The 25,286-nt window shown below is 57.2% G+C and carries 23 protein-coding genes; 11 read left to right on the forward strand and 12 right to left on the reverse strand.

Annotated features, from left to right (window positions below; all coding sequences use genetic code 11):
- Positions 1–226: 226 nt before the first annotated feature.
- Entirely contained in the window at positions 227–1,564 is a 1,338-nt protein-coding gene (locus I6N93_RS17020; protein WP_085687710.1) for an NCS2 family permease, read from the forward strand.
- Positions 1,565–1,684: 120 nt separating this feature from the next.
- On the opposite strand, the gene I6N93_RS17025 is transcribed toward I6N93_RS17020, so the two are convergent.
- From I6N93_RS17025 to I6N93_RS17045, 5 genes are all read right to left on the reverse strand, one after another.
- Positions 1,685–2,404, reverse strand: a complete 720-nt coding sequence (locus tag I6N93_RS17025; RefSeq protein WP_085687708.1) for a 4'-phosphopantetheinyl transferase family protein — start codon at positions 2,402–2,404, stop codon at positions 1,685–1,687.
- 283 nt (positions 2,405–2,687) lie between these two features.
- The gene (locus I6N93_RS17030; protein WP_085687706.1) at positions 2,688–3,200 is read right to left on the reverse strand and encodes a 4Fe-4S dicluster domain-containing protein; all 513 of its coding nucleotides are present in this window, start codon (positions 3,198–3,200) and stop codon (positions 2,688–2,690) included.
- Positions 3,197–5,203 carry a formate-dependent uric acid utilization protein AegA gene (gene aegA / locus I6N93_RS17035; protein WP_085687704.1) on the reverse strand — a complete coding sequence of 669 codons (2,007 nt, stop codon included), beginning with the start codon at positions 5,201–5,203 and terminating at the stop codon, positions 3,197–3,199. The genes I6N93_RS17030 and aegA overlap by 4 nt, the downstream gene beginning before the upstream one ends.
- 465 nt (positions 5,204–5,668) lie before the next feature.
- On the reverse strand, positions 5,669–6,805 hold the full coding sequence (locus I6N93_RS17040; RefSeq protein ID WP_085687703.1) for an FUSC family protein: 1,137 nt from the start codon (positions 6,803–6,805) through the stop codon (positions 5,669–5,671).
- A gap of 437 nt (positions 6,806–7,242) precedes the next feature.
- A complete protein-coding gene (locus tag I6N93_RS17045) occupies positions 7,243–8,166 on the reverse strand; it encodes a DMT family transporter (protein ID WP_085687701.1) in 924 nt (307 codons plus the stop codon).
- Between the two features lie 340 nt (positions 8,167–8,506).
- On the opposite strand from I6N93_RS17045, the gene I6N93_RS17050 reads away from it, so the two are divergent.
- From I6N93_RS17050 to I6N93_RS17060, 3 genes are read left to right on the forward strand one after another with little or no spacing between them, the layout of a single operon-like run.
- Positions 8,507–9,349, forward strand: a complete 843-nt coding sequence (locus I6N93_RS17050) for a transporter substrate-binding domain-containing protein (RefSeq protein WP_085687699.1) — start codon at positions 8,507–8,509, stop codon at positions 9,347–9,349.
- A 9-nt stretch (positions 9,350–9,358) separates the two neighbouring features.
- Positions 9,359–10,063 (forward strand): 5-oxoprolinase subunit PxpB, encoded by a 705-nt coding sequence (pxpB, locus tag I6N93_RS17055; protein WP_232100174.1) that lies wholly within the window; start codon positions 9,359–9,361, stop codon positions 10,061–10,063.
- Entirely contained in the window at positions 10,060–11,049 is a 990-nt protein-coding gene (locus tag I6N93_RS17060) for a 5-oxoprolinase subunit C family protein (protein WP_176222547.1), read from the forward strand. The genes pxpB and I6N93_RS17060 overlap by 4 nt, the downstream gene beginning before the upstream one ends.
- Before the next feature lie 279 nt (positions 11,050–11,328).
- Here I6N93_RS17060 and I6N93_RS17065 read toward each other — a convergent pair whose 3' ends face one another.
- Positions 11,329–12,531 (reverse strand): pyridoxal phosphate-dependent aminotransferase, encoded by a 1,203-nt coding sequence (locus I6N93_RS17065; RefSeq protein ID WP_085687695.1) that lies wholly within the window; start codon positions 12,529–12,531, stop codon positions 11,329–11,331.
- Between the two features lie 381 nt (positions 12,532–12,912).
- Here I6N93_RS17065 and nac point away from each other — a divergent pair, with 381 nt between their 5' ends.
- The 7 genes from nac (at position 12,913) to I6N93_RS17100 (ending at position 18,433) form a co-directional block, all read left to right on the forward strand.
- The gene (gene nac, locus I6N93_RS17070; RefSeq protein WP_085687693.1) at positions 12,913–13,836 is read left to right on the forward strand and encodes a nitrogen assimilation transcriptional regulator NAC; all 924 of its coding nucleotides are present in this window, start codon (positions 12,913–12,915) and stop codon (positions 13,834–13,836) included.
- 262 nt (positions 13,837–14,098) lie between these two features.
- Positions 14,099–14,527, forward strand: a complete 429-nt coding sequence (locus I6N93_RS17075; protein WP_112111394.1) for an acetyl-CoA carboxylase biotin carboxyl carrier protein — start codon at positions 14,099–14,101, stop codon at positions 14,525–14,527.
- Positions 14,527–15,327, forward strand: a complete 801-nt coding sequence (locus I6N93_RS17080) for a LamB/YcsF family protein (RefSeq protein WP_232100090.1) — start codon at positions 14,527–14,529, stop codon at positions 15,325–15,327. The genes I6N93_RS17075 and I6N93_RS17080 overlap by 1 nt, the downstream gene beginning before the upstream one ends.
- Positions 15,328–15,446: 119 nt before the next feature.
- The gene (locus I6N93_RS17085) at positions 15,447–16,199 is read left to right on the forward strand and encodes an SDR family oxidoreductase (protein WP_085687689.1); all 753 of its coding nucleotides are present in this window, start codon (positions 15,447–15,449) and stop codon (positions 16,197–16,199) included.
- A gap of 30 nt (positions 16,200–16,229) precedes the next feature.
- A complete protein-coding gene (locus tag I6N93_RS17090; RefSeq protein WP_085687687.1) occupies positions 16,230–16,925 on the forward strand; it encodes an amino acid ABC transporter permease in 696 nt (231 codons plus the stop codon).
- A 4-nt stretch (positions 16,926–16,929) separates the two neighbouring features.
- Positions 16,930–17,685, forward strand: coding sequence for an amino acid ABC transporter permease (locus tag I6N93_RS17095; RefSeq protein ID WP_085687800.1), 756 nt, complete (start codon positions 16,930–16,932; stop codon positions 17,683–17,685).
- 10 nt (positions 17,686–17,695) lie between these two features.
- Positions 17,696–18,433 (forward strand): amino acid ABC transporter ATP-binding protein, encoded by a 738-nt coding sequence (locus I6N93_RS17100; RefSeq protein ID WP_085687685.1) that lies wholly within the window; start codon positions 17,696–17,698, stop codon positions 18,431–18,433.
- A gap of 80 nt (positions 18,434–18,513) precedes the next feature.
- Here I6N93_RS17100 and kdpC read toward each other — a convergent pair whose 3' ends face one another.
- From kdpC to I6N93_RS17130, 6 genes are all read right to left on the reverse strand, one after another.
- Entirely contained in the window at positions 18,514–19,095 is a 582-nt protein-coding gene (gene kdpC / locus I6N93_RS17105) for a potassium-transporting ATPase subunit KdpC (protein ID WP_085687683.1), read from the reverse strand.
- Positions 19,096–19,106: 11 nt separating this feature from the next.
- Positions 19,107–21,155 (reverse strand): potassium-transporting ATPase subunit KdpB, encoded by a 2,049-nt coding sequence (gene kdpB / locus I6N93_RS17110; RefSeq protein WP_085687681.1) that lies wholly within the window; start codon positions 21,153–21,155, stop codon positions 19,107–19,109.
- Between the two features lie 30 nt (positions 21,156–21,185).
- Entirely contained in the window at positions 21,186–22,859 is a 1,674-nt protein-coding gene (gene kdpA, locus I6N93_RS17115; RefSeq protein WP_085687679.1) for a potassium-transporting ATPase subunit KdpA, read from the reverse strand.
- Entirely contained in the window at positions 22,859–22,948 is a 90-nt protein-coding gene (gene kdpF / locus I6N93_RS17120; RefSeq protein ID WP_071999802.1) for a K(+)-transporting ATPase subunit F, read from the reverse strand. The genes kdpA and kdpF overlap by 1 nt, the downstream gene beginning before the upstream one ends.
- A 500-nt stretch (positions 22,949–23,448) precedes the next feature.
- On the reverse strand, positions 23,449–24,141 hold the full coding sequence (locus I6N93_RS17125; protein WP_085687677.1) for a hypothetical protein: 693 nt from the start codon (positions 24,139–24,141) through the stop codon (positions 23,449–23,451).
- Positions 24,138–25,256, reverse strand: coding sequence for a DUF3289 family protein (locus I6N93_RS17130; RefSeq protein WP_085687675.1), 1,119 nt, complete (start codon positions 25,254–25,256; stop codon positions 24,138–24,140). The genes I6N93_RS17125 and I6N93_RS17130 overlap by 4 nt, the downstream gene beginning before the upstream one ends.
- Between the last annotated feature and the right edge of the window lie 30 nt (positions 25,257–25,286).

Here is a 25,286-nt window from a genome sequence, read left to right on the forward strand (position 1 = left end):
CTTTACTGCACAATGGCGCGGCTGCAATGGCATGGAGCCGAAGGCAAAGGCCGGATTAGCCGGCCAATGCGCCGTGTTCTTACCTTCATCCTTCGGCCGCTTTCCGCACATTCATAGGATGTACTTATGGTAGATAAAAAAGCAGGGCGGCAGCGTCAACCGCTGAGAATTTTGGTATAGGATACCTGACGGATAATCTTTCCCTTTCTTCAGGCTATTATGACTCATGGATAAATCTCAAACTGGCTCCGCGTCTGAGCGTGGGCTGCTGCAACGCGTGTTCAAATTACGTCAGCACGGCACCACGGCGCGTACTGAAACGATCGCGGGCTTCACGACTTTCCTGACGATGGTCTACATCGTTTTTGTTAACCCGCAAATCCTCGGCGTGGCCGGTATGGATACGCAGGCCGTCTTTGTCACCACCTGTCTGATCGCCGCCTTCGGCAGTATTCTGATGGGCTTGCTGGCGAACTTGCCGGTGGCGTTGGCGCCTGCGATGGGTCTTAACGCGTTTTTCGCTTTTGCCGTGGTCGGCGCGATGGGCCTGTCCTGGCAGGTGGCGATGGGGGCTATTTTCTGGGGCTCAATCGGTTTCCTGCTCCTGTCCGTGTTCCAGATCCGCTACTGGATGATCGCCCATATCCCGCAGTGTCTGCGTCTGGGGATCGCCAGCGGTATTGGTCTGTTTATCGCGATGATGGGGCTGAAAAACGCCGGGATTATCGTGCCGAATGCGGACACGCTGGTTGCGGTGGGTAAACTGACGTCGCACAGCGTGTTGCTGGGCGTGCTCGGCTTTTTCATCATCGTGGTGCTCGCCTCACGCAACATTCATGCTGCGGTGCTGATCTCTATCGTTATTACGACGACCATCGGGCTGCTGCTGGGGGATGTGAAATACACCGGCGTCTTCTCGCTGCCGCCGAGCGTCACCAATATCGTTGGCCAGGTTGATCTGGCGGGGGCGTTAAACCTCGGACTCTCCGGCGTTATTTTCTCTTTCATGCTGGTTAACCTGTTCGACTCCTCCGGTACGCTGATCGGCGTGACCGAAAAAGCCGGACTGACGGATGAAAAGGGCAAGTTTCCAGGGATGAAGCGCGCCCTCTATGTGGACAGCATCAGCTCCGTCGCGGGCGCCTTTATCGGCACATCCTCCGTCACGGCTTATATTGAAAGCTCTTCCGGCGTATCGGTCGGCGGCCGTACCGGCCTGACGGCCGTGGTGGTGGGCGTGTTGTTCCTGCTGGTGATGTTTTTGTCGCCGCTGGCGGGAATGGTGCCGGCTTACGCGGCGGCGGGCGCGCTGATCTATGTGGGCGTTCTGATGACATCCAGCCTTTCTCGCGTGAAATGGGAAGATCTGACGGAAGCCGTGCCGGCGTTTATCACTGCCGTCATGATGCCGTTCAGCTTCTCCATCACGGAAGGGATCGCCCTCGGGTTTATCTCCTACTGCGTGATGAAGGCCGCGACGGGACGCTGGCGTGAAATCAGCCCGTGTGTGGTGGTGGTCGCCTTGCTGTTCCTGCTGAAAATCGTCTTCGTCGACGCACATTGAGGTTTCGCCCGGCTAAGACGGCGTGGGGCTAAGCTATTGATACGGCGTGTCAGGGACGATGACGGTAAGCTGTCTATTTCCTGATGACGATAAAAAATAACGACGCGGCGATAGCCGCGTTTATTTTTTCTCCGCCGGGTGGCTGGTCAATTTCATAAATCGCGCCGACTGGCGCTGTTGCTGAATAATCTCCGACGTTTTGCTAAGCCCTTCCTCCACCGCGTAGTTCCACAGGACCAGACGGTTCAACAAAGGCGTCCGTGCGCAGGCCCAGGCCAGATAATCATCGATGTCGCTCATCGCCTCCACCTCCGGCAAATGCGCCGCGCGCAGTCTCCCGGACGCCGGATGAAGCTTCAGCGACTCGCTGCCTCCCGGATTGAATTCCGGTATTTTGAGCACGGACTGGCGGATGGCGGCGAGCTGAGAGGCGGCTTCAAGCGGATCGATCTGAGCGTCTACCCATGCTTTCTCCGCCTGCGTCTGCCATACCGACTGCGGCTGACGAGGCGTCCGCACGTGGACGATCTCCATACTCATCCCCACACTGCCCGACTCGCTCAATAGCAGCCCGATGGTATTCCCCGCGTAGCCCAGACTGAAACTGGGCAGGTTGATATCGCTAAAGCAGGGGCGGCCGTTGGGCGCGGTCATCAAAGGGGGCAGCATCGGATAGCCAAACAGATAAAACATGAGCTCTGCCAATAGCGCCCGGCTTTTCAGATAGCGTTCGCGCCGCTTCATTGAAAAACTCTGCGTTGAAGCGATCAGGTCGTCAGACAGGCGTTGCAGACTGGGCAAAACTTCCTTGCTGGTCCACCTGACGAAATGGCAGGTCATAATTCACTCCATGATAATGACGCAAATCGTGGCGTCCGAGGTTAGCAGAGACGATATAAACGCTGTGATGCGATATATTACAGACAAAAATATTAACTAAATGCAAATTAACGGATTATTATTTGATAATTGGTACTTAATCTGCTTTCGTCAAAAACCTCTCCTTACTTCAATGAAGCAAGGAGAGCCATCGTCAACGGAAGCGCCTGAGAGACAAGAGCGCGGCCTGATGGAATGACGGACATTTTATCTGCTTTCGTAGCGCCGAAACCCGCCAGAAATGCTACTCGCTGTGCGAATGGATATTCTCTCCGGCCGACTGCCATTGCCGCTTTTCCCTTTGTCGGCGCAGGTCGTCGGGCGTGACCAGCCGCAGGGCCGAGGTTGGGCAGACCCTAACGCAGGAAGGCCCATCGGCCACGCCGTGGCACAGGTCGCACTTGCGGACTTCGCTGCGCGCCTCACCCTGCGCTGCGGCCGCGATCTGAATGGCGCCGAAAGGACAGGCGATGACGCAGCTTTTACAGCCGATACAGCGTGAGGATATCACCTGAATGCTGTCGTTTTGCGCGACCAAGGCTTCCTGCGGGCAAGCGCTGGCGCAGGGCGCGTTCTCGCACTGATGGCAAAGCACCGGCACGCTGACCTCGGCGCTTTTAATGACCTTTAGCCTGGGGGCAAACGACGCGGTATTCAGGCCGCTGAGCCCGCCGCCCGTATGGGCGACGGCGCAGGCGATTTCACAGGTGCGGCAGCCAATGCACTGGCTGGCGTCGGCAATCACGAACGCATTCATCGCACCAGCTCCTGCGAGTCGACGCGGGCTGTCGCCGTGACCATCTGCGGTTCGCTCATCGCGTTGATCATGCTGTGCGCCGCCTTACGGCCGTCAGCGATCGCCGTGACCACCAGATCGGCGCCGCGCACGGCGTCACCGCCGGCGAAAATGCGTGGATGACTGGTCTGGCAGGCATGGCGGCCGAGCGGTTGAGCCTCGATCTGCCCCCACTTATTGCGCTGTACTTCTGCGTCATCCAGCCACGGCATCGCGTGAGACTGAAAGCCGAACGCCGTAATCACCGCATCCACCGGGTGGATGAACTCGGAGCCTGCAACCGGCTGCGGACGGCGGCGGCCGCTGGCATCCGGCTCTCCCAGCTCGGTACGGATGAGGCTGACGCCGCAAACTTCACCCTGCTCGTTGAGGCAGATTTTCTGCGGCTGCACGTTGAACATGAACTCCACCCCCTCCTCGCGGGCGTTTTTCACCTCTTTTTTCGACCCCGGCATATTCGCCTCATCGCGACGGTAGGCGCAGGTGACCGACTCCGCCCCCTGACGTATTGAAGTGCGTACGCAATCCATGGCGGTATCGCCGCCGCCAAGCACCAGCACGCGTTTGCCTCGCATCGAGACATAAGGTTCATCTTCCAGGTCCGGCAGGCCCATAATTCGTTTGGTATTGGCAATCAGGAACGGCAGCGCATCATAAACGCCCGGCGCGTCTTCATTATCCAGGCCGGCTTTCATGGAGCGGTAGGTGCCGACGCCGACGAAAACGGTGTCGAATTCATCCAACAGTTGCGTCAGCGAGATATCGCGCCCGACCTCGGTATTGAGATGAAATTCGATGCCCATGCCCTCAAACAGGACACGGCGCTGGATGAGTACGTCTTTATCCAGCTTGAAGGAGGGAATGCCGAATGTCAGCAGGCCACCTATCTCCGGATGACGATCGAAGACCACCGCTTTGACGCCGTTACGCGTGAGGACATCCGCACAGGCCAGCCCGGCGGGGCCCGCGCCGATAATCGCCGCCCGTTTACCGGTCGGCTTGACCTGAGTCAGATCGGGTTTCCAGCCCATTTTCAGCGCGCTGTCGGTGATGTAACGCTCGATGTTGCCGATGGTCACCGCGCCATATGCTTCTTTTCCGAGCGTACAGGCGCCTTCGCACAGACGATCCTGTGGGCAGACCCGTCCGCAGATCTCGGGCAGACTGCTGGTGCGATGCGACAGCTCCACGGCTTCCATAATGCGGCCTTCTTTCGCCAGACGCAGAAGTTCAGGGATGTTGTTATGCAGCGGGCAAGTCCATTCGCAGACGGAGTGCTGACCGCAGGTCATGCAGCGTCCGCCCTGATCCTGGACCTGCTCCGGCGTAAAGCCCAGGTAGATTTCATTGAACGTGGAAACGCGCTCGTTTAGCGGTTTCTTAATGGCGTCCATTCGCGGCCAGCCTTTGCGTTTATTCAGCAGAGGGGGACGCGATGGGTTATAGGGCGGCGCGGCGCGCCAGTTGCCGGGCGCGGAACGCTGTGCCGTCTGGCGCTGTTTTTCCTGACGCTGCTGCTTTAGTGTGTGCTCACTAACTAAACGCAGCGCGTGGGTGGGGCAGGCCTCAACGCAAGCCTGACCCTCGGCTCTGTCGATACAGAGGTCGCATTTGTGAGCGGATGCGGTATCCGGCGTTTTTTCCGTTGCCTCCACGGATATCGCGCCGAAGGGACAGGCAATGACGCAGGTTTTACAGCCGATGCATTTGGTGGCGATGACCTGAATACTGTGCGCTTTTTTCACCAGGGCCTGTGTCGGGCACAGGGCGGCGCAGGGCGCGTCTTCGCAGTGATGGCAGGTGACCGCCGTATGCAGCTCTGCTTTATGAAAGACGTGGATACGTGGGGTAAAATTTTCCGCGCTTTCAGGATAAGCGCCATTGTTATGGGCAATCACACAGGCAATCTCGCAGGCTTTACAGCCGATACAGTCCTTAGCGTTTGCGACGATAAACCGATTCATATCTTCTCCCGATAAGATCGTGTTGAAACAGGATGCGGCAGTGAATTAAAGGCCGATACCGCGTCTTACTTTATCTATAAAATCCCAAAAGAGTAAGCGCTCGCTCACTTTATGAGTGACGACCGTCACACTTCTTAATTGTCCGGCCAGAGCAAAAAGTATGGGGCGGGCGTTAAAGCCTTATCAAGGATAGCGGCTTCATTGTCTGGCGTTGGATTTTTATCCTAGCGGCTACCCACCCCGGCCATTTTGATATAGAACAGTGAATTAAAAAGAAGAATAATCAAATTTATTCAGTATGTTAGCGTATTGAGAGTCATTATCTTGTACATAAACGCGGCGCGTAAGAAAGAGAACGATTGCGTGCGGTTTTTCAAAGGTATTCTCGGCCATCATGGCCGCTTAACGGTTGGATGCGCCGCTTAGCCAGAGGAGGGTGCCATCAGCGTCAGCACACGGAGAGCGTTATTCGGTGCGGTTTCTGACGCGCAGATGGATATGCCTGCGCTGTTGCGTTTTCATTGTGCTCAGCAGCATGGCCAGTGCATCCAGCTTGTCGATAATCTGGGTGCCCAAATAGAAATAGCCATAAATTTTATTCTCTATCGCGATGTCATTTCCGGCGTGCTGGCCGAGCAGCGTCGACCGCAGTTCCTCCATCACGTCCTGTTCGAATTCTTTATGATGAAATTTTTTTATGGCATCCGGATCGGTAATATCGTCGCGAATAAACGCTTGTAAAAGTTTGAAGCGGTAGTCGATCGCGTAATTAATTTTCTTCGACAGTGAAGAAGCGCAAATAATATGGTGACTGACAGGACAGTCCCAGAAGGCTTTTTCTATCAAATTTAAATAAGAGATGATATCGAGAATAGTTTCCTGCAGTAACTCATAGGTTTTTTTATCTATTCTGGTTTCTTTCTGGGCAGGCGCGGAGAGTTTTAATATATTGGCAATGGTTTTTTTGTTAATACTGTTAAGATTTTTTAATTCGGGCCGGTTGAATAGATTACGAGATAAATTGGCGCAGTAAAGCTGATGCAGATTGGATATGAGTTTATACAGTTCTATATTCCAGTGAATACAGGCTTTGTGCGGAAAAATACTGGAAAAAATGACGGCGATGACGCAGCCGATAAAGACGTCGGAAATACGCCATAGCGCGATATCCAGATTCCCGCCCGACACGCTGACGGTCACGGAAAGGGTAATACCAATCAGTATCCCGGCATAAGGCATTTTACTTAATGTCAGATAGCCGCAGGTAAATATACCGAGGGCGATGATCACTATCATGCCTGAAAAGGAGTACTTACCGGCATAAAACGAGAGAATACCGAAGATGATGCCAATCAGGGTTCCGGTCGAGCGCTGGATGGCTCGGGGATAGACGCTACCTTTATAGGACATCGGGCCCACTATGACGACCATAGTGATCAGGATCCAAGAGACGTCTTTGACCAAATCCAGTTTTGCCAATAAAAGTAGAGCGAAAATAAAAGAAATCGTTAAGCGCAGCGCATGTGAGATACGATAATATTTATATTGTAAATTCTCTACTTTCATGGTCTTTTCTTTTAAAAGCATCCGCCAAATCACCATTAACCTCTGTATGAGAGTTAATTACCGATCGCGAACACTCCTATTTTCCACTGGTAAGAAATAATGTCATCCAACAACTGACGCAGAGGATAGCATCTTTTTTAACTAAAGTTAACAATAGCCCTGTTCGCAAATATCAAGCATGTTCTTATAAGAAGATAATTTCCTCCAGTAGAAGTAATAAATTGTAAATTGATGTTTACAGCGCATGGCAATACGAAATTTATCATATTTATGGTGAATGAAATTCTTTTTCATGGAAGGAAGTGTAAGTGACTTTAATAGGTGGCGCTGTAAATAAAAAAAACAGTGATTACTTTTAAGAAAAATGATCCTGGGGTGAAAATATTATTAATACATCAGGTTGAGATGATTTCTCTCCGCGGATCATTCAGCGTAGCGGGTAAAAAGAGAAAGGTTATTTAATAATTTCACGACTAAACAACTGAGCGCCGAATAACCATTTTCCTCTGACGCCGTTCGCACCAGACGGTAAAGATGCCGGCGCAGGCGATGATCGCCGCGCCGGCGATGGTCGAGCCTCCCGGCACGCTATCCAGGAAGAGATAACCGATCAGCATTGACCACACCAGCGTGGTGTAGTCGAAGGGAGCCAGCAGCGAGGCGTCGGCGTAGCGCAGGCTAAGGGTAATCAGTATCTGCGCCATACCGCCGAAAAAACCGCAGCCAATCAGCAGGAGGAGCTGCGGAAGCGTCGGCATTAGCCAGCCGAAATACAGCGTTCCCAGACCGATGAACATGGTCATCAGCGAGAAGTAGAAGACAATGGCGCCGGGCTTTTCCACTCCGTTGAGGAAGCGAATTTGTATCGACGACGCGGCGGTGCAGAGCGCGGCCAGCAGCGCGAAAACGACGCCGATGATCGATCCGTTTGCGACGCCGGAGGTTGAGGAAAAGACAGACCCGCTGGCGCCCGGATACGCCGACAGCATCACAAGAATGCCTGAGAAACCGACAACGACGGCCAGCCAACGATAAAAGCGGACGATTTCTTTCAACAATATCGCCGCCATGATGACGGTAAGTAACGGCGCGGCGTAGCTGATGGCGGTCACGTCCGCCAACGAAATATAGACCAGCGCAAGATAGTTAAAATACATGCCGCCCGTGCCGGAAAAACCACGGATGAGATGGCCGAACAGATTGCGGGTTTTGATTAAATCCAGAATATCGCCTTGAAACTTGAGCCAGATAAGCAGGGGAAATAGCGCCACGAACGAACGGAAAAAAATGACTTCGCCGGTAGGGATCGCGCCATTTAATCCTTTGACGCATGCCAGCATTAATGTCGCGCACAGCGCCGACATTATTTTCAGGAGTACGCCCATTCTGGAATTCATTGTCTATTTTCACTCTCTGGCTGCAATATCGGCATTCGCTTTCCTGATGCGGGAAATCTTCCTTACCATAGAGTGACTGTCTTCGCGTCCGTTAAGATAATTTCGTTCTGTCTGGATAGTTTTTCCTTATATTTTCTTCCCGTCATACAAATTGCATATCACCACACACGCTTTCCGTCTTATACATCGGCTTTCATCGCTTCTATAGTCAGACTGCTGGAAGAGTCACGCAAAGTTTTAGCGGTTATCTCTTTATTTTTAGTAAGTTATTTCATACCGCTTCTGCCGTGCCTGCGTCAGAAGAACACTGAATCTTAATTAAAATAGCGGGGAATTCGTGATGAAATTGAAATTGCTTTCGGGTGCCGTCTTGGCCATGCCACTGCTGGCGGCGTTGTCACCCGCCGCCCATGCGGATTTAATTGCGGACATCCACGCTCGCGGCCAGTTAAACTGTGCGGTCTATTCCGACGTGCCGCCGTTTTCTTCTCCCGATCCCAAAACGCGTCAGCTGGCGGGGATGGATGTCGATCTTTGTCATGCGCTGGCGAAGGAGGTGGGGGTCAAGGCCAATCTGATGCCGACTTCGATTGAGGCGCGTATCGCCGTCATCGCCACCGGTCGGGCTGATGTGCTGGTCGCCAACCTGGCGTATACCAAAACGCGCGGCAACCAAATCCAGTTCAGCGACCCGTACTATGTGGCGAAAGAGATGTTGGTGGTGAAGAAGCCGAACGAAAACAAAACGCGGGCGGACTTTAAAGATAAACGTATCAGCGCGACCAAAGGCACCACCTCCGAGCAGTCCATCCATCTGGCGGGCGCGAAAGCCGTCACGTTCCAGGATACGGCCTCCGCCTTCCTGGCGCTGGAGCAGAACAAGGTAGTGGGCTTCGTCACCAACACCATGACCGCCATCAAAATGATCTCTCAGGCGAGAAAAGACGGTATCGAGCTGGGTATGATTAAAGAGCCGATGGCGCTGGAGCCGATTGGCGTCGGGATGAAAAAAGACGAGCCCGCGCTGCTGGCGGAAGTCAATCGCAGCCTGAGGGCGATGGACGACGCCGGCGCTATCGATGCTATCTGGAATACCTGGATTGGGCCGAACACCGAGTACAAGATGGTGCGCGAAGAAAAAGTGCAGCCGCTTTCAAGTCTGAAATTCGAACCGCTGGAATAACTCATGACCATGCTGTCGCGCGACGTGCCGGAGCGCGTCTCCTTGACGCTCGTCAGTCAGGGTGAGCAGGTAAAAGTGTCTACGATTGGCGGTCGGGCCTATTTGGTCGATGCGCCGGGCGAGTTCGATCTTCCGGCGCAAAGGCGCATCTGGGCGCTGGCTGCGTTACTGCGGCAACGTGACGATATCGAATCGCTGATCCCCGGCGTGACCAACCTACTGGTGCTGTTCAAGCACATCCCGCCGGAGCCGTCCGCCGTCGTCCATCTGCTGCAGGACGGTTGGGAGCGTGCGCGGGCCGCTACCTCGCAGGGTAAACGGATCGATATTCCCGTCTGTTATGGCGGCGAGCACGCGACGGATCTGGGTGCCGTGTGCGAGTTCACCGGGCTGACGGCAAAAGAGGTCATCCGCCGTCACTATCAGGGCGAGTATACGGTTTTCGCGCTCGGCAGCGCACCGGGATTCGGCTATTTGCACGGTCTGGACCCGGCGCTGGCGACGCCACGCAAAAAAGTGCCGTCGCTGAATATGTTGAAAGGCACCGTGAGCATCGGCGGCGCGCAGACGGGGGTATCGGCGTTAACCGGACCGAACGGCTGGAACGCGATCGGCTTCGCCGATATGCCGCTGTTCGACCCTTGGGCGGAAACGCCTGCGGTCATGGCGCCCGGAGACATCATCCGTTTTCTGCCTGAGAGGATTGAACTGTGATTGAGGTGATGAAAACCGGTTCGTTAAATACCATTCAGGATCTTGGCCGCACCGGCTTTCGCCATATCGGCGTCTCGGTCAGCGGAGCGATGGATGCGCTGGCGCTGCGCGTCGGCAATCTTATGCTGGGCAATGGCGAAAACGCGGCCGGGATCGAAGTGCAGCTTTTCCCTTTCCGCGTGCGTTTCACCGATGATGGCGCCATCGCCCTGACCGGCGCCGATTGCCGCGCCGCTCTGGACGGCAAAGCGCTCCCGCCCTGGTGGGCCTGCGAGGTGCAGGCCGGACAGGTGCTGGAGATGTCGTATCCCCGCCAGGGCGTCCGCGGTTATCTGTGCGTGGCGGGGGGGATTGATGTTCCCGTGGTCATGGGGTCGCGGAGCACCGCGCTGCGCGGCAACTTCGGCGGGTTGGAGGGCCGACCGTTGACGCAGGGCGACCGCCTGCAGACGGGAGACGCAAGCCCATGTTCGCTGCCGCCGGGCGGCATTGGCGCCGTGCCGCCGTCGGTGGCTTTGGCCGACCTCTTTCCGGTCAGCCCGGAAGGCGTCATTCAACTACGGGCGATCCCCTCCGGCGAATTCGACCTGTTTGCCCACGACGCCGCGCGGTTCTGGTCGCAGTCATGGACCATATCCCGGCACAGCAATCGCACCGGCTATCGCCTGAGCGGCGAGCCGCTCGTCCCGTCCCGAACGGTGGAAATGCGCTCCTACGGGTTAATCCCCGGCATTGTGCAGGTGCCTCCGGCGGGAGAACCCATTATTCAGCTGAGTGACGCCAATACGGCGGGCGGCTATCCTAAAATTGCGGGCGTCATCGAAGACGACCTCTGGCGATTGGGTCAGGCGCAGGCGGGCGATCGCCTGCAATTGGTTGAAAGCGATGCCGCCGAGGCGATTGCCGTCAACCGCGCGGTGAACGCGTATTTGCTTGGCGTCTCCCGCAGCTGTCATCAGGTCTCTGCCGCGGCGCTGAACGGCTAGATCGCCGCCGGTCGGTTTTTCATGCCGCGAAGCCGTCCATCAGGCCGCGGCATCACCGCTGGCGGGCTGCCGCCACTTCTTTTCGATGATCGGTTCTCCCTGCTTCCGCGCCGCGCTCCCCCCAATGATTCCTCTTTGACAACGCCGAGTCCGGCGGCATGACGTGCTGCTGAAAGGGATTCCGTGGGCGTCGGATTTGGCTATCGTATGGCCTGCGGGCATAAAAAAACGGGGCGCAACATCGGCCCCGTCCATCCGTCGGCTTCGGTGAGGCGGCGTTTAGCGCATCCCTTCGCAAAAGGCCGCCAAGCGGTCGCAACCTTTTTGCAGTATCTCCATGCTGGTCGCGTAGGAGAGGCGGAAGAACGGGCTCATGCCGTAGGCCGAGCCCTGTACCGTCACCACGTGGTGTTCTTCCATCAGCGCCATCACGAAGTCGGCGTCGTTGGCGATGTAGCGGCCGCCCTGGGTGGTTTTGCCGATAAACGCGGCGATGTTCACGAACAGGTAAAAAGCGCCCTGAGGTTTGTGGCACAGCAGACCATGAATGGAGGTCAGGCGTTCCAACACATAGTCGCGCCGCTGGCGGTAAATCTCCGCGCGCTCTTTCAGCAGATCCTGCGGGCCGTCGAGTACCGCGACGGCTGCGGCCTGAGTGAGCGTGGTCACGCCGCCGGCATTCTGCGTATTGACGTTGCTCATCGCTTTGATCAGATCGCTCGGTCCGCCGCAGAAGCCCAGCCGCCAGCCGGTCATCGACCAGGCTTTGGAGACGCCGTTGACCGTCAGGACACGCTCTTGCAGGCGGGGTTCGACTTCCGCCATCGTGCAAAAGGTCACGTCGTCGTAAATCAAGTGCTCATAAATATCGTCGCTCAGGATCCAGATGTCGGGATGTCGCAGCATGACGTCCGCGATGCCCTGCAAATCGGCCCGGCTGGCGACCGAACCGGTGGGGTTACTAGGGTAGTTGAGCAGCAGCCATTTGGTTTTCGGGGAGATGGCCGCTTCGATGTCTTCCGGGTAAGGCTTAAAGTCATTTTCCTGCGGACAAGCGACGGGGACCGGAACGCCGCCGGCGAATTTCACGATATCGGCGTAGCTGATCCACGACGGAGACGGCAGCAGCACTTCGTCGCCTGGATTGATCGTCGCCATAAAGGCGTTAAAGATAATCTGCTTGGCGCCGCCAGCGGTGACGATCTGACTGATGTCGTAGTCCAGATGGTTGTCGCGCTTGAACTTACGCTGAATGGCCGCGCGCAACGCCGGTGTCCCGTCGGTGGGCGGATAGCGGGTATCGCCCGCCAGCGCGGCGGCGTAGGCGGCCTCCGTGGCATGTCGCGGCGTGAGGAAATCCGGTTCGCCGGTAGATAAGCCAATAACGTGGATACCTTGTGCGGCGAGATCTCGCGCTTTCTGCGTCATAGCCACAGAAGCGGATACGGTGACATTTTTTAGGCGATCGGCAATTTCAGGCATGTGCGGAGATTCCAGTCAGTCAGGGGCGTCATGCCGGCGCGGCCTGCAAAGGCAGGAGCAGGCGAGCGGCACGGTGCGAAAAGCAGGTCGATGGATGACCCTGGTTGGGAAGAGCATAAAAGTGAATCCAGCGCAGAGGCCAATAGCGCTTTGTTGTGGTGACATAACCTAATGCAATGGTTGTGCGTGTCGGCGCAGCGTAAGGGGTTGCCGTCTTGCATCACCATGGTGCAAACGGAGGGACGAAGCGCGTAAGACAAGGCAAGCGAATAGGAGCTAACCGGCTGAAATCCTTATCTGTATCTCGTCTTTTCATGGTCGTGCGCGCTGGCCCCAATCTTGCTTTGATTAAGGTCAAGACCCCGCAGTGAGGAAGCCACTATGAATCTCCGTCGGCTCAAATACTTCATCAAAATCGTTGACGTGGGCAGCCTGACGCAGGCCGCTGATGTTCTTCATATCGCGCAACCCGCTCTCAGCCAGCAGTTGGCGACGCTGGAAGGCGAGGTCAATCAGCAGCTGTTAATCCGCACCAAGCGCGGCGTCACGCCGACCGAAGCGGGCAAAATTCTTTATACGCACGCACAGGCGATCCTGCGTCAGTGCGATCAGGCGCAAATCGCCATCGACGGCGCCGGGCTGACCATTTCGGGCAGCGTGTCCGTCGGTCTGGCCCCGGGGACGGCCGCCCAGCAGCTGGCGCTGCCGCTGATGAAGGAAGTGCATCGGCAGCATCCCGGCATCGTGCTGTATTTCAATGAAAACTTCGGTACTACGCTGAGTGAACTCATCATGAACGGGCGTATGGATATGGCGGTGATTTACGGCAGCCGTGAGATCCACGGCCTGCGCTTTATGCCGCTGATGAAGGAAGACCTCTATTTTGTCTGTCCACACGGGCTGGACGCGCCGAAAAGCAGCATTTCGCTGGCTGACGCCGCGCGCTACGACCTGTTCCTGCCGCGAATTTACAATACGATGCGCAAGGGGGTGGACGATGCCTTTGTTCAGGCGGGCATATCCTACAAGGTCCGCTGCGAAATCGAGTCGCAAACCACGCTGAATGCCGCCGTGGGCGAAGGGTTGGGCTGTACGATCATGCCGGAGTCCGCCGCGCGCGCCATGCTACAGGCCAGTAACGCTTGGATGGCGAAGATTGTCGATCCGAACATTCAGGTCTCCCTGACGTTTTGCATGTCGGACCACCTGCCGCTCTCGCAGCCCGCGAAAGTCGTCAAAGACATCCTGTTATCGCTGATGGTGAAACGTACCACGGACAACCGTCCGCTGGCGCTGGTGGGGTAATAAGTCTCCCTTATCGTCGCAAAGCGAAACCCTCTTACCGAATCAACCTGTCGCCACGTTAGAGTGCGGATATCCCCAGTACGCCGGGGCGATGGGCGATGGGCGGTTGTCGGACGTCGGCGACAGGCGACGATTCCGGTCGTATTTGCGTTTTTGCCTGCCAACGTCCTCCTTTCCTGTGTTGACCGCCGGTCTGTCCAGCTACCCACGGGAAGCGCCCGTCGCGTGGCGAAATGATGTCGGATGAGTTGACAGGATATTTATGCAAAACAGCCCATTAGCACTCCGGGAGCTACGCGCGGTGGCCCACACGATGCGCCGCTCGGGGTTAACCCAGATAGAGATCGGCGGCAGCGATTACCATGTTCGCCTGAGGTTTGAACCGGCTTGCGATGTCTCGGCTGCGATGTCCGCGGGCGCGCGGACAGGCGAAGAGGGGCCGCAGACGGAGATTCTGCGGGCCTGCCTGCCCGGCACGGTCTGTTTGCAGTATCCGGGACGCGATGAGACGTTTGTTTCGCTCGGCGCCACAGTCCGGCAAGGGGCGCTGCTGGCGCTGCTGAAGGTTGGGCTGGCCTACCTGCCGGTGCTGAGTCCGGCCGATGGCACGGTAACGTCGATGCCGGTCAGGCAAGGCTATGTGGTCGAGTATGACAGCGTCATTCTCACCCTGAGAAAAACAGAGGCTTAATGATGAAATCGATAGATTTGAATGCCGATATCGGCGAAGGCTTCGGCGACTATCAGATCGCGGACGACGCGGCGCTGATGCCGCTGATCACCTCGGCCAACGTCGCCTGTGGGTTTCATGCCGGCGACGCGGCGATCATGGCGAAAACCGTCGCGCTGGCCAAACAACATGATGTCGATCTCGGCGCCCACGTCGGTTTTCCCGATCTGATGGGATTCGGCCGCCGTCGTATGCAGATCGACCCGGACACGCTGGCGCACTACGTCACCTACCAGCTTGGCGCGCTGTCGGCATTCGCCCACGCGGCGCGTTACCCGCTGACGCATATGAGCTTTCACGGCGCCCTCGGCAACATGGTCTCGGAAGATGAGGCGCTGGCCGACGTCCTGCTGCGTGCGGTCAGAACCTTCGATCCGAACATGATTATCAGCACGATGGCGGGAAATGCGGTGGATCGCGTGGCGCGACGTCTTGGCTTACGCGTGGTGTGCGTTTTCCTGGCCGATCGCGCTTATGAAAGCGACGGGCTTTTGGTCAGCCGCGCCAAGCCGGGCGCGGTCATTCACGATACGGAACAGGTCAAGGCGCGTGTTCGCCGTTTGCTGACGGAAGACACGATCGAGAGCATCGAGGGCGACACGCTGACGCTCGACGTCTCCTCGATTCTGGTCCACGGAGATACGCCTGAGGCGATCGAGATGGTCAAAACGCTGCGCGCGACGATTGAAGAAACCGGCCTGCGTATTGCGCCGATCTCCGAGCAAATTCGGCAGCAGAGCTGGGAGAAAACCGCGTTATAAGTCGCCCTTATCGCCTCAAACCGTTTATGTCTTATACCTGCCTGTATTTACTGGATAGAGTCGAAAAAAGGGCCGGTCTCCCGCACAGGGAGGCGCTGCCGTTGATCAGGAGAGTTGAAATGCCGTTTTCAGATTACAAAACCGCGCTGGTAACCGGCGCATCCGCCGGGATGGGCGAAGCGATTGTCGAACGTCTATGTCAGGAGGGGCTGACGGTCCATGCCGTGGCCCGTCGTGAGGAACAACTGGCGGCGCTGGCCGTGCGTACCGGCTGTATTCCTCATGCTATCGACGTCAGCGACACGGATGCGCTGACGCGCCTGTGCAGTGGACTTCAGGTCGACGTGCTGGTGAATAATGCGGGCGTTTCCCGCCCAGGCTCGATTCTTGATGCCGACGAGGAGGCGATCGACACTCAGGTGGACGTCAACCTGCGGGCGGTGCTGCACCTCTGTCGACTGCTGGTGCCGGGTATGGAAGCGCGGGACTGCGGGCACGTCATTAACGTCACCTCTATCGCCGCGATCTACAACTTCAACGGCAACTCCATTTACCACGCGACCAAAGCAGGCGTACATGCCCTGTCGCGCCAGCTGCGGGTGGACTGCTGCGGCAAGCGGGTTCGTGTGACCGAACTCTGCCCCGGCCGCGTCGCGACCGATATTTTCGGCAACGTGACGGGCGATCGGGAGGGCGCGCGCCGCCGTTTTATCGACGGCTTCGAGCTACCGCAGCCGAAGGATATTGCCGATACGGTGGCGTTTGTGATTGCCGCGCCGGTCGCCGTCAACTTCGGCCATATCGAGATCATGCCTACGCTACAGGTACCGGGTGGTCTTTCGACCCTGCGGCCGGGCGAGTCCGTAGAGTAATCGCCGCGAGGCGCTGAGGGGGACTAAACGATGACGCTCGATTTTTCCGCTGTATTCACCGGTCAATTCGGATCGATGATCGTCGAGGGGGCCGTCGTTACCCTGAAGCTGGCATTAGGGTCCTGGCTGCTGGCCATGACGCTGGCGCTGCTGTTGGTCGTGATCCGTCTGACGCATAAACGCACGGCGGTTTTCCTGGTGTCGTCCTACGTGTCTTACCACCGTAACGTGCCGACGCTGATCCAGCTGATGATGTGGTACTTCGCGATCCCCACGCTGCTGCCGGAGTCGGTGCAGATGTGGATCAACGACTTCAACGCGGAGTTCCTGTTCTCGATGTTTGCGCTTGGCCTGTGTCAGGCCGCCTATTTCTCCGAGGATATCCGCAGCGGACTGCGGGCGATCCCGGACGGGCAGAACGAGGCGGCGCGCGCGCTGGGCATGAGCTACGGTCGCGCGATGCGACTGGTGATCCTGCCGCAGGGGCTGCGCAACTCATTGCCGTCGTTAATCAACCACACCGTGCTGCTGTTCAAGAACACCAGCCTGGCGATGGTCATCGGCGTCGCGGAGCTGACCTACGTCACCCGCGATATCGAAAACCAGACGTTTCGCACCTTCGAGTCCTATCTGGTGGCCTCCGTCGGCTATTTGGTCTTCTCTTTGCTGCTGATGGGGGCTGGTGCTCTGCTGGCTCGCCATTTCCAGCGCGTCTATGCGAGGTAATCCCGTGGCCGATATCTTCACGATTTTGCACGACAACGGGATGCTGTTTCTGATGGGGCAGTATCCGAATGGTCCCCTCGGCGGCGTGCTGTGTACGTTATTGATCTCCCTGCTGGCGATGCTGTTCGCTTTCCCGGTCGGCATGCTGCTCGGCATGGCGCGTATTTCCCCTTTCCGCTGGTTACGCTGGCCGGCGGCCTGCTGGGTCTACGCGCTGCGCGGCATTCCGCTGCTCATGGTGGTGTTCTGGACCTACTTCTGCATCCCTTTGCTGATCGGCCATAACATCAGCGGCTTCGCGACGATGCTGTGCACGCTGGTGATTTATGAAAGCGCCTACATCGCCGAGATCATTCGCGGCGGCATTCAGGCGCTGCCGTCCGGGCAGTACGAAGCGTCGCGTGCGTTGGGCATGAGTTACATTAAAACCTTCCGCATGGTGATCCTGCCTCAAGCGCTTTACAACACGTTGCCCAGTCTGGTGAGCCAACTGGTGTCCATCATCAAGGACAGCACGCTGGGCTACGTGATCAACGTGCCGGAGCTCACCTTCGCCGCCAATCAGGTCAACAATCAACTGCTGACCAAGCCGTTTCAGGTGTTCGCCATTGTGGCGCTGAGCTACTACGTCATCTGCTTCAGCCTGACGTGGTTGGCCAACCGGCTGGAAGCGCACGTCGAGCGCAAGCGACGTAATGAAAACCCCGCAGGCACGCCGACTGAGAAAACTGAATTATTGACCGAAACACCGTCGCTATAAGGAATGCATGATGAGACCAATGATTATGTTTAACCGGGTCAGCAAATGGTATGGCGATTATCAGGCGTTGACTGATTTGAATGCCGAGATCAAAAGCGGCGAGGTCGTGGTGGTCTGCGGACCGTCGGGGTCCGGCAAATCGACGCTGATTCGGACGGTCAACCGACTGGAGCCGATTGAAAAAGGGCAAATCCTGTTCGACGGCATTGATATACACGGCACCAGCACCCGTCTCAACCAGCTGCGCACCCGAATTGGCTTTGTGTTCCAGAATTTCAACCTGTTCCCGCATGTCTCGGTCATGGACAACATTATGATGTCGCCGGTGAAGGTACTGGGCGTCAAACGTTCGGACGCGCGCAGGCATGCAGGCGAACTGCTGGAGCGCGTGGGGTTGTCACACAAGGCGAATGCCTATCCGGCCCAGCTTTCCGGCGGTCAGCAGCAGCGCGTGGCGATAACGCGCGCGCTGGCGATGAAGCCGCCGGTGATGCTGTTCGACGAACCGACCTCGGCGCTGGACCCGGAGATGGTGGGGGAGGTGCTGAGCGTGATGCGCGGGCTGGCGCAGGAAGGTATGACGATGATGTGCGTGACCCATGAGATGAATTTCGCCCGCGAAGTGGCGGACACCGTCTGGTTCATGGATCAGGGGCAGATTCTGGAGAAGGCCGCGCCTGAAAACTTCTTCCGATCGCCGCAGCATCCGCGCGCGCAGCGCTTTTTGAGCGATCTTCGCCAACACTAAGGCTCATCCATCGTGGAACGACATCGCGCCGTCGCTGGTGAATACGACGGCGCGATGTCATTTGACGCTTCCCGGTTTTTTTACGGACGGTTTTTTTGTAATTCGTCCAGCGCCATATTCAACGCCAGCACATTGACCACCGGTTCGCCCAGAAAGTCGGGGCGCGGCTGCTGCGTGTGCTTATCCACCAGCCGCCGCACGTCGCCTTCCGATAGATGGCGGGCCGACGCCACCCGGGGGGCCTGCCATAGCGCGGCCTGGGGTGAAATGTGCGGATCCAGACCGCTGCCGGAGGCGGTGACCAGCTCGACGGGAACCAGGCCGCTCGCCTGCGGATTGGCGGCGCGCAGGTCCGCCACGCGCTGTTTAACGGCCTCGTCCTGCGCCGGATTGCTCGCCGCCAAATTGCTGCCGGAAGAGGCCTGCGGGTTGTACGGCGTGTCGGCGGTTGCCGACGGACGGCCGTGGAAATAGTCCGGCCGAGTAAAGTGCTGGCCGATCAAGGCTGAGCCGCGAAGTTGACCGTCGCGAACGATCAGCGACCCGCCGGCGGTGTCCGGAAAGGCCCACTGGGATAACGAAGTCGTCAACAGCGGATAGGCTGCGCCGGTGATGATGGCCAGCAGGCAAAACAGGGAAAGCGTGGGACGTATCAGGTTCATACTTTGGCTCCTCAGCCCAGACCCAGAACGGTCAACAGCATGTCGATCAGTTTGATGCCGATAAACGGCGCCGCGAGGCCGCCCGCGCCGTAAATCCACAGATTACGGCTCAACAGTGACGCCGCGGACATCGGCCGGTAACGAACGCCTTTGAGCGCAAGCGGGATCAGCAGCACGATAATCAGGGCGTTGAAAATCACCGCGGAAAGGATGGCCGAGTTCGGCGAGTGCAGATGCATCACATTCAGCTTGTCGAGCGCCGGATAGGTTGCCGCGAACGCCGCAGGGATAATGGCGAAATACTTGGCCACATCGTTGGCGATGCTGAAGGTGGTCAGCGATCCCCGCGTCATCAGCATCTGTTTACCGATGCGCACCACCTCCAGCAGCTTGGTGGGATTGGAGTCCAAATCCACCATATTGCCCGCTTCTTTGGCCGCCTGCGTCCCCGAGTTCATCGCCACCGCCACGTCTGCCTGCGCCAGCGCGGGCGCATCGTTGGTGCCGTCGCCGGTCATCGCGACCATGAGGCCTTCGGCCTGGTATTGGCGGATCAGCGCCAGTTTGGCTTCCGGCGTCGCCTCCGACAGAAAGTCATCGACCCCGGCCTCGGCGGCGATGGCGGCCGCGGTCAGCGGGTTGTCGCCAGTGACCATGACGGTTTTGATGCCCATCCGACGCAGTTCGGCGAAGCGTTCCCTGATGCCGCCTTTGACGATGTCTTTCAGCGCCACCACCCCCATCACGGCGTTATCCACCGCCACGATCAGCGGCGTTCCGCCAGAGCGTGCGACCGACTCCACCAGCACGTTGACCGCTGAGGGGAACTGTCCGCCCTGGCTTTCGACGTGACGGCGTATGGCGTCGGCCGCGCCTTTACGCAACCTCTTCGAACCGATATTCACGCCGCTCATGCGGGTCTGCGCGGAAAAGGGGATGAACGTGGCGTTCAGGCTTTGCAGGTCGCGTTCGCGCAGGTTGAACTTCTGCTTGGCCAGCACCACGATGCTGCGGCCTTCCGGGGTTTCATCCGCCAGCGACGCGAGCTGAGCGGCGTTCGCCAGCGCCTCCTCCGTGATGCCGGGCGCGGGCAGAAACTGGCTGGCCTGCCGGTTGCCCAGCGTGATGGTGCCGGTTTTGTCCAGCAGCAAGACGTCCACGTCGCCCGCCGCTTCCACCGCCCGTCCGCTGGTGGCGATCACATTGGCGGCCAGCATCCGACTCATCCCGGCGATGCCAATCGCCGACAGCAGCGCGCCGATGGTCGTCGGGATCAGGCAGACCAGCAGCGCCACCAGTACGATGACGCTGACCGGCGAGCCGCCCCAGGCCGAGAACGGGTAGAGCGTCGCGGTCGCCAGTAGGAAGACGATGGTCAGCGCGATCAGCAGGATGGAGAGCGCGATCTCATTAGGCGTTTTGCGGCGCTTGGCCCCTTCGACCATCGCGATCATACGGTCCAGAAAGGTCTCGCCGGGGTTGACGCTGCACTGGATCACCAGCCAGTCGGAGAGGATCCGCGTCCCGCCCGTCACCGAGGCGAAATCGCCCCCGGCCTCGCGAATAACGGGCGCGGATTCGCCGGTGATCGCGCTTTCATCCACGGAAGCGCCGCCCGCCAGCACTTCGCCGTCGCAGGGGATAATGTCGCCGGCTTGCGCCAGCACCCAATCGCCTTTTCGCAGGTTTTCGGCCGCCACCTGCTGGTTCGGAGCGTCGTGTTTCGGCTCCGCCAGTTTTTTCGCCCAGCTGGTGCGTTTGATGCCTTTCAGACTTTCGGCCTGCGCCTTGCTGCGCCCCTCGGCCAGCGCCTCGGCGTAGTTGGCGAACAGCACGGTGAACCATAGCCACAGGCTGATCGCCGCGGTGAACGTCAGTTCACCCGCCAGCCAACCCATGCTTATGCCGACGGCCAGCAGCGTCGCCAGAATACTGCCCAGGAAAACGACGAACATCACCGGATTGCGATATTGCATCCGGGGGGCCAGCTTCCTGAATGACTCGACCAGCGCGGCGCGCCACAGCGTGTTGCGCGGCTGAGAAAGCGTGTTATGTCCCATAAAATGTGTCTCCGGCAATGAACAGTGTCATCACTGCAGATGCTCGATAATCGGCCCCAGGGCCAGCGATGGAATGAAGGTCAGCGCCCCGACCAGCAGCACGGTGCCGATAATCAGCCCGACAAACAGCGCGCCGTGGGTCGGCAGCGTCCCGACGCCGGCGGGCTGCGTAGGTCGACTTGCCAGCGATCCGGCGATGGCTAAGACGGGGATAACGGGGGCGAAGCGGCCAATCAGCATGGCGGCTCCCAGCAGCAGGTTGTAGAACGGCGTGTTCGCGGACAGCCCTGCGAACGCGCTGCCGTTATTGTTGGCGGCGGACGTGAGCGCATACAGCACCTCGGTAAAGCCGTGGGGGCCGGGGTTCAACATGCCGGCTTGCCCGGCGTCGGTCATCATCGCCAACGCGGTGCCAAGCAGAACCAGCGTTGGGGCGATCAGGATGGCGAGCGCCGTCATTTTCATTTCCGGTACGCCGATTTTTTTCCCCAGATACTCCGGCGTACGGCCGATCATCAGTCCGGCGACAAACACCGCCAGCAGCACGTTCATCAGCATGCCGTACAGGCCGGAACCCACGCCGCCGAACACCACTTCGCCAATCTGCATCAGCCACAGCGGCACCAATCCGCCCAGCGCGGTGAAGGAGTCGTGCATCGCGTTGACCGCGCCGCACGACGCCGCCGTCGTAATGACCGCGAACAACGCGGATTGCAGGATGCCGAAGCGGCTCTCTTTGCCTTCCCAGTTCAGCACGCTGTCCGCACCGTAGGCGGCCAGATGCGGATTGCCGTCGACTTCGGCCCACATGACCACGGCCGCGGCGGCGACGAACATCATCAGCATCGCCCACAGCACGGTGTGCCCTTGTCTGGTATCGCGGATCGCCCGGCCAAACGCCAGGCACAGCGCGGCGGGGATCAGCAACATCGCCAGCATTTGCACAAAGTTCGTCAGCGCCGTCGGGTTCTCGAACGGATGCGCCGAGTTGGCGTTAAACAGCCCCCCACCGTTGACGCCGAGCATTTTGATCGCTTCCTGCGACGCGACGGGTCCCATCGGCAGCGTTTGCTGCACCCCCTCAAGCGTAGTGAAGGTCAGATAAGGGCTGAGGTTTTGCGGTACGCCCTGACTGATCATCAATAGCGCCGTCAGCAGAGACAGCGGCAGCAGTACGAACAGCGTCGTTCGCGTCAGGTCGCGCCAGGCGTTGCCCAGCTTGTCGGTGGCGTGACGGGCGAACCCGCGAATAAGTGCGAACAGCACCGCGAAACCAGTCGCCGCGGAGAGGAAGTTCTGCACGGTCAGCCCCATCATCGCGCTGAAGTTGCTGATGGTGCTTTCCCCGGCGTAGGCCTGCCAGTTGGTGTTGCTGACGAAACTGATGGCGGTATTCAGCGCCAGGTGCCACGACAGGCCCGGCAGTCCCTGCGGATTGAGCGGCAGCCATCCCTGTAGTATCAGGATGGCGAACAGCACGATGATGCCCAGCAGGTTGAACGCCAGCACCGCCGCCAGATATTGACGCCAGTTCATGTCGCCGTCCGAGATGCCGCACAGTCGCCAGACAGCACGCTCAATTCCCGCCGTTCCCGGCAGCGTTCTGTCATGAATGAGTCCCGTCAGCAGGCGTCCCAGCGGCTGCGCCAATAACAGCAGCGCCGTCAGATAGACGGCGAGGAGTAAAACAGCGTCGGCGGCCATCACAGTGCCTCCGCATGAAACAGGGCATAAAACAGGTAGCCCAGCAATAAAAAGACCAGCACGATGCCGGCGATGATTCCTGCGCTCACGGTGATTCTCCAGGTGTGAAGGGAATACGGAGGAGGGTAGAGAAAGGGAAATAAAAATGTCGTCAAATTGTGGAAGGGCGGTATAAAAATTTTGTATAAATGGCGGAAAACCGGCGTTTAGCTGGAACCCTCTTCACACGCGATAACCGGTGAATTCGATGTTAACGCCTATAGCGCGTAATGAGTATTTGCGGCTTGTATCCGTATTCTGGACGGCCTGTAGACCAGGGAGAGACGATTAATGACCGGATGACAGGTACCCTTATCAGGGGTCTTACCCAGAGGTAGAGCGAGACAGAAAGGAAACGTTGTGGTACCCAATAATTCGAATCAATAATTCGAATAGGGCTGGGCAATCCTCCCGTGCCAGCCCGCCATTATCAACCGCCTGACGTCCCATCTATCGCGAGATTGGAATTTTTTTATCATCGTCCGCTGCCGAGTCTCAACGCGGCGCTGAACGAGGTGCTCAGCGTCGCGCTGTTTTTTGCCTAGTGGGGTTAATCACAGGTGGGGGTTTGGGTGCCATTTGATTTGATATCAATAATATTAACTTCAGATTGATGGTCATTGCAGGCATATGCATAGTCGTTGTAGAGCCAAAACCGTGTAAGGCCATTGAAATAGGCATCATTTTTTTTATTGAAAAATACCATAGAGGCTAATTCATAGTTTACGGTGTCTTGATATTTCTGATATTCGGTTAACATGGACTGATCCCACCAGTGAGCTAACGGCCTATTACCACTGAGTGGAGAATCAACACTTTCCTTATAAAAAACGGCAGAGTATTCATCACTATTCTTATCAAAAGGGTGTTGTTTGAAGTAATTCATAATCAAGTCAATGAGTGCTTGTTGCCCTTTAGGCGGGTTGTTTATCACATAATGAAGCTTGTTTTCAGTTAATTTAATAGTCGGTGTAGAAAAAGACAAATAGGCTGAAACCGGGCCAATATAATTAATCCATAGCAATGTAAAAGCATATAGAAATGTATTCCATCCCACGAAACGCCATTTATGAGCAAATCGACGGCGTAGAAAGATAAGCGTACATACAGGACTTAGGACTAATATCAACGGCAGCATCGTGGAATAGTGCATGTACAAAAAGGAATCTTCATCGAATTGATAAAGTCGTCCCACGACCAGGATGAGGTAATTCACAACCAGAAAAGCAAAGGTAAAATTCATAACGTTCCCTTTATGGGGTAGTCCATTTCCATAACGGTGATGAATGGCTTATACCCGAACTGCTTCATATGTTGCAGGATAAACCAGCCTCGGAACCCTGCAAGCATGCCATATTTTTTTATGGAGCCGTTGGTCGGATCGGGGCCGATGTCGGGAATATCTAACCCAAAATGGTCGTAGAACGTGACGCGCACTTTACCGGTATAATAGCGTCCGACTCGGTCATACTGAACCAACTCTGCTTTAGCTGCCCAGACATCGTTAATTGACATGGTTAATCCCCCGATGATATCTGAAGTTCTATGGAAGGCTGGAGGCCGGAGTTTCGCTTGATTTTTTTTGTCATATTGCGGCATCCATATTTCCACAGATGTGGCATTAATTTCGCCTTGCTTCATTTTAATTGTTGTATCAACACCTTCCATTAATCGACTAACAAATTTTTGAGTCTCTGGATGTGCGCGCACCGCGCGTGTCAGAGCGGGGTGCCTGAACTCTCCGCCTTCCTTCTTTTGGAATTTGGCGATCATCGCGAGAATAACGAACTTCAGTTCGCCGGAAGAAAACAGTGTTGTTGCCATTTCTCTAAATTTTTTAAAGAAAATATCGGGGGACGCGAAGTTGAGCATCCAGTCATCCACGTCAAACATGTGCGTATGCATATAGGTGGGAATGGCGGTGATTTCTTCTTTGGTCATATCACCGTAAAGCATATCCGCCGCCGGCGTTCCATCAGCGTTTAATCCTGGTTTTCGCTTGGTCTCGTACACCAAAATGGGGAGATCAATCCGCGTCGCACTGGTGGTATCGGTCACTTCGGTGACCTTGAGCGTCGGCTTGGGTTCTGTTCGCGGCGTGGCAGGTCGGGGCGCAAATCCCCAGCCGGCTTTCTGTGCCGGCGCATTCACCCTGGCGCGGTCATAGGCATTCCGGACGGCATTGGCGAAATCGCGGTTGGCATTGATGTCTAACGAGCCGGCCGTTAATGAACAACAGGCGTGCTCTTGCGAGCCTAATACGACGGTTCTGGCATCCAGCGCGCTGCCTTTTTTGGGCGGCAGGATGCGGGTAAATTCCTCCGGCGTCAGTTCATCAATACGCTTGGTGATCAGCATGTTTCATTCCCTGTAAATGGATTCATCCCT

Source organism: Lonsdalea populi, from assembly GCF_015999465.1.
Lineage (GTDB): Bacteria > Pseudomonadota > Gammaproteobacteria > Enterobacterales > Enterobacteriaceae > Lonsdalea > Lonsdalea populi.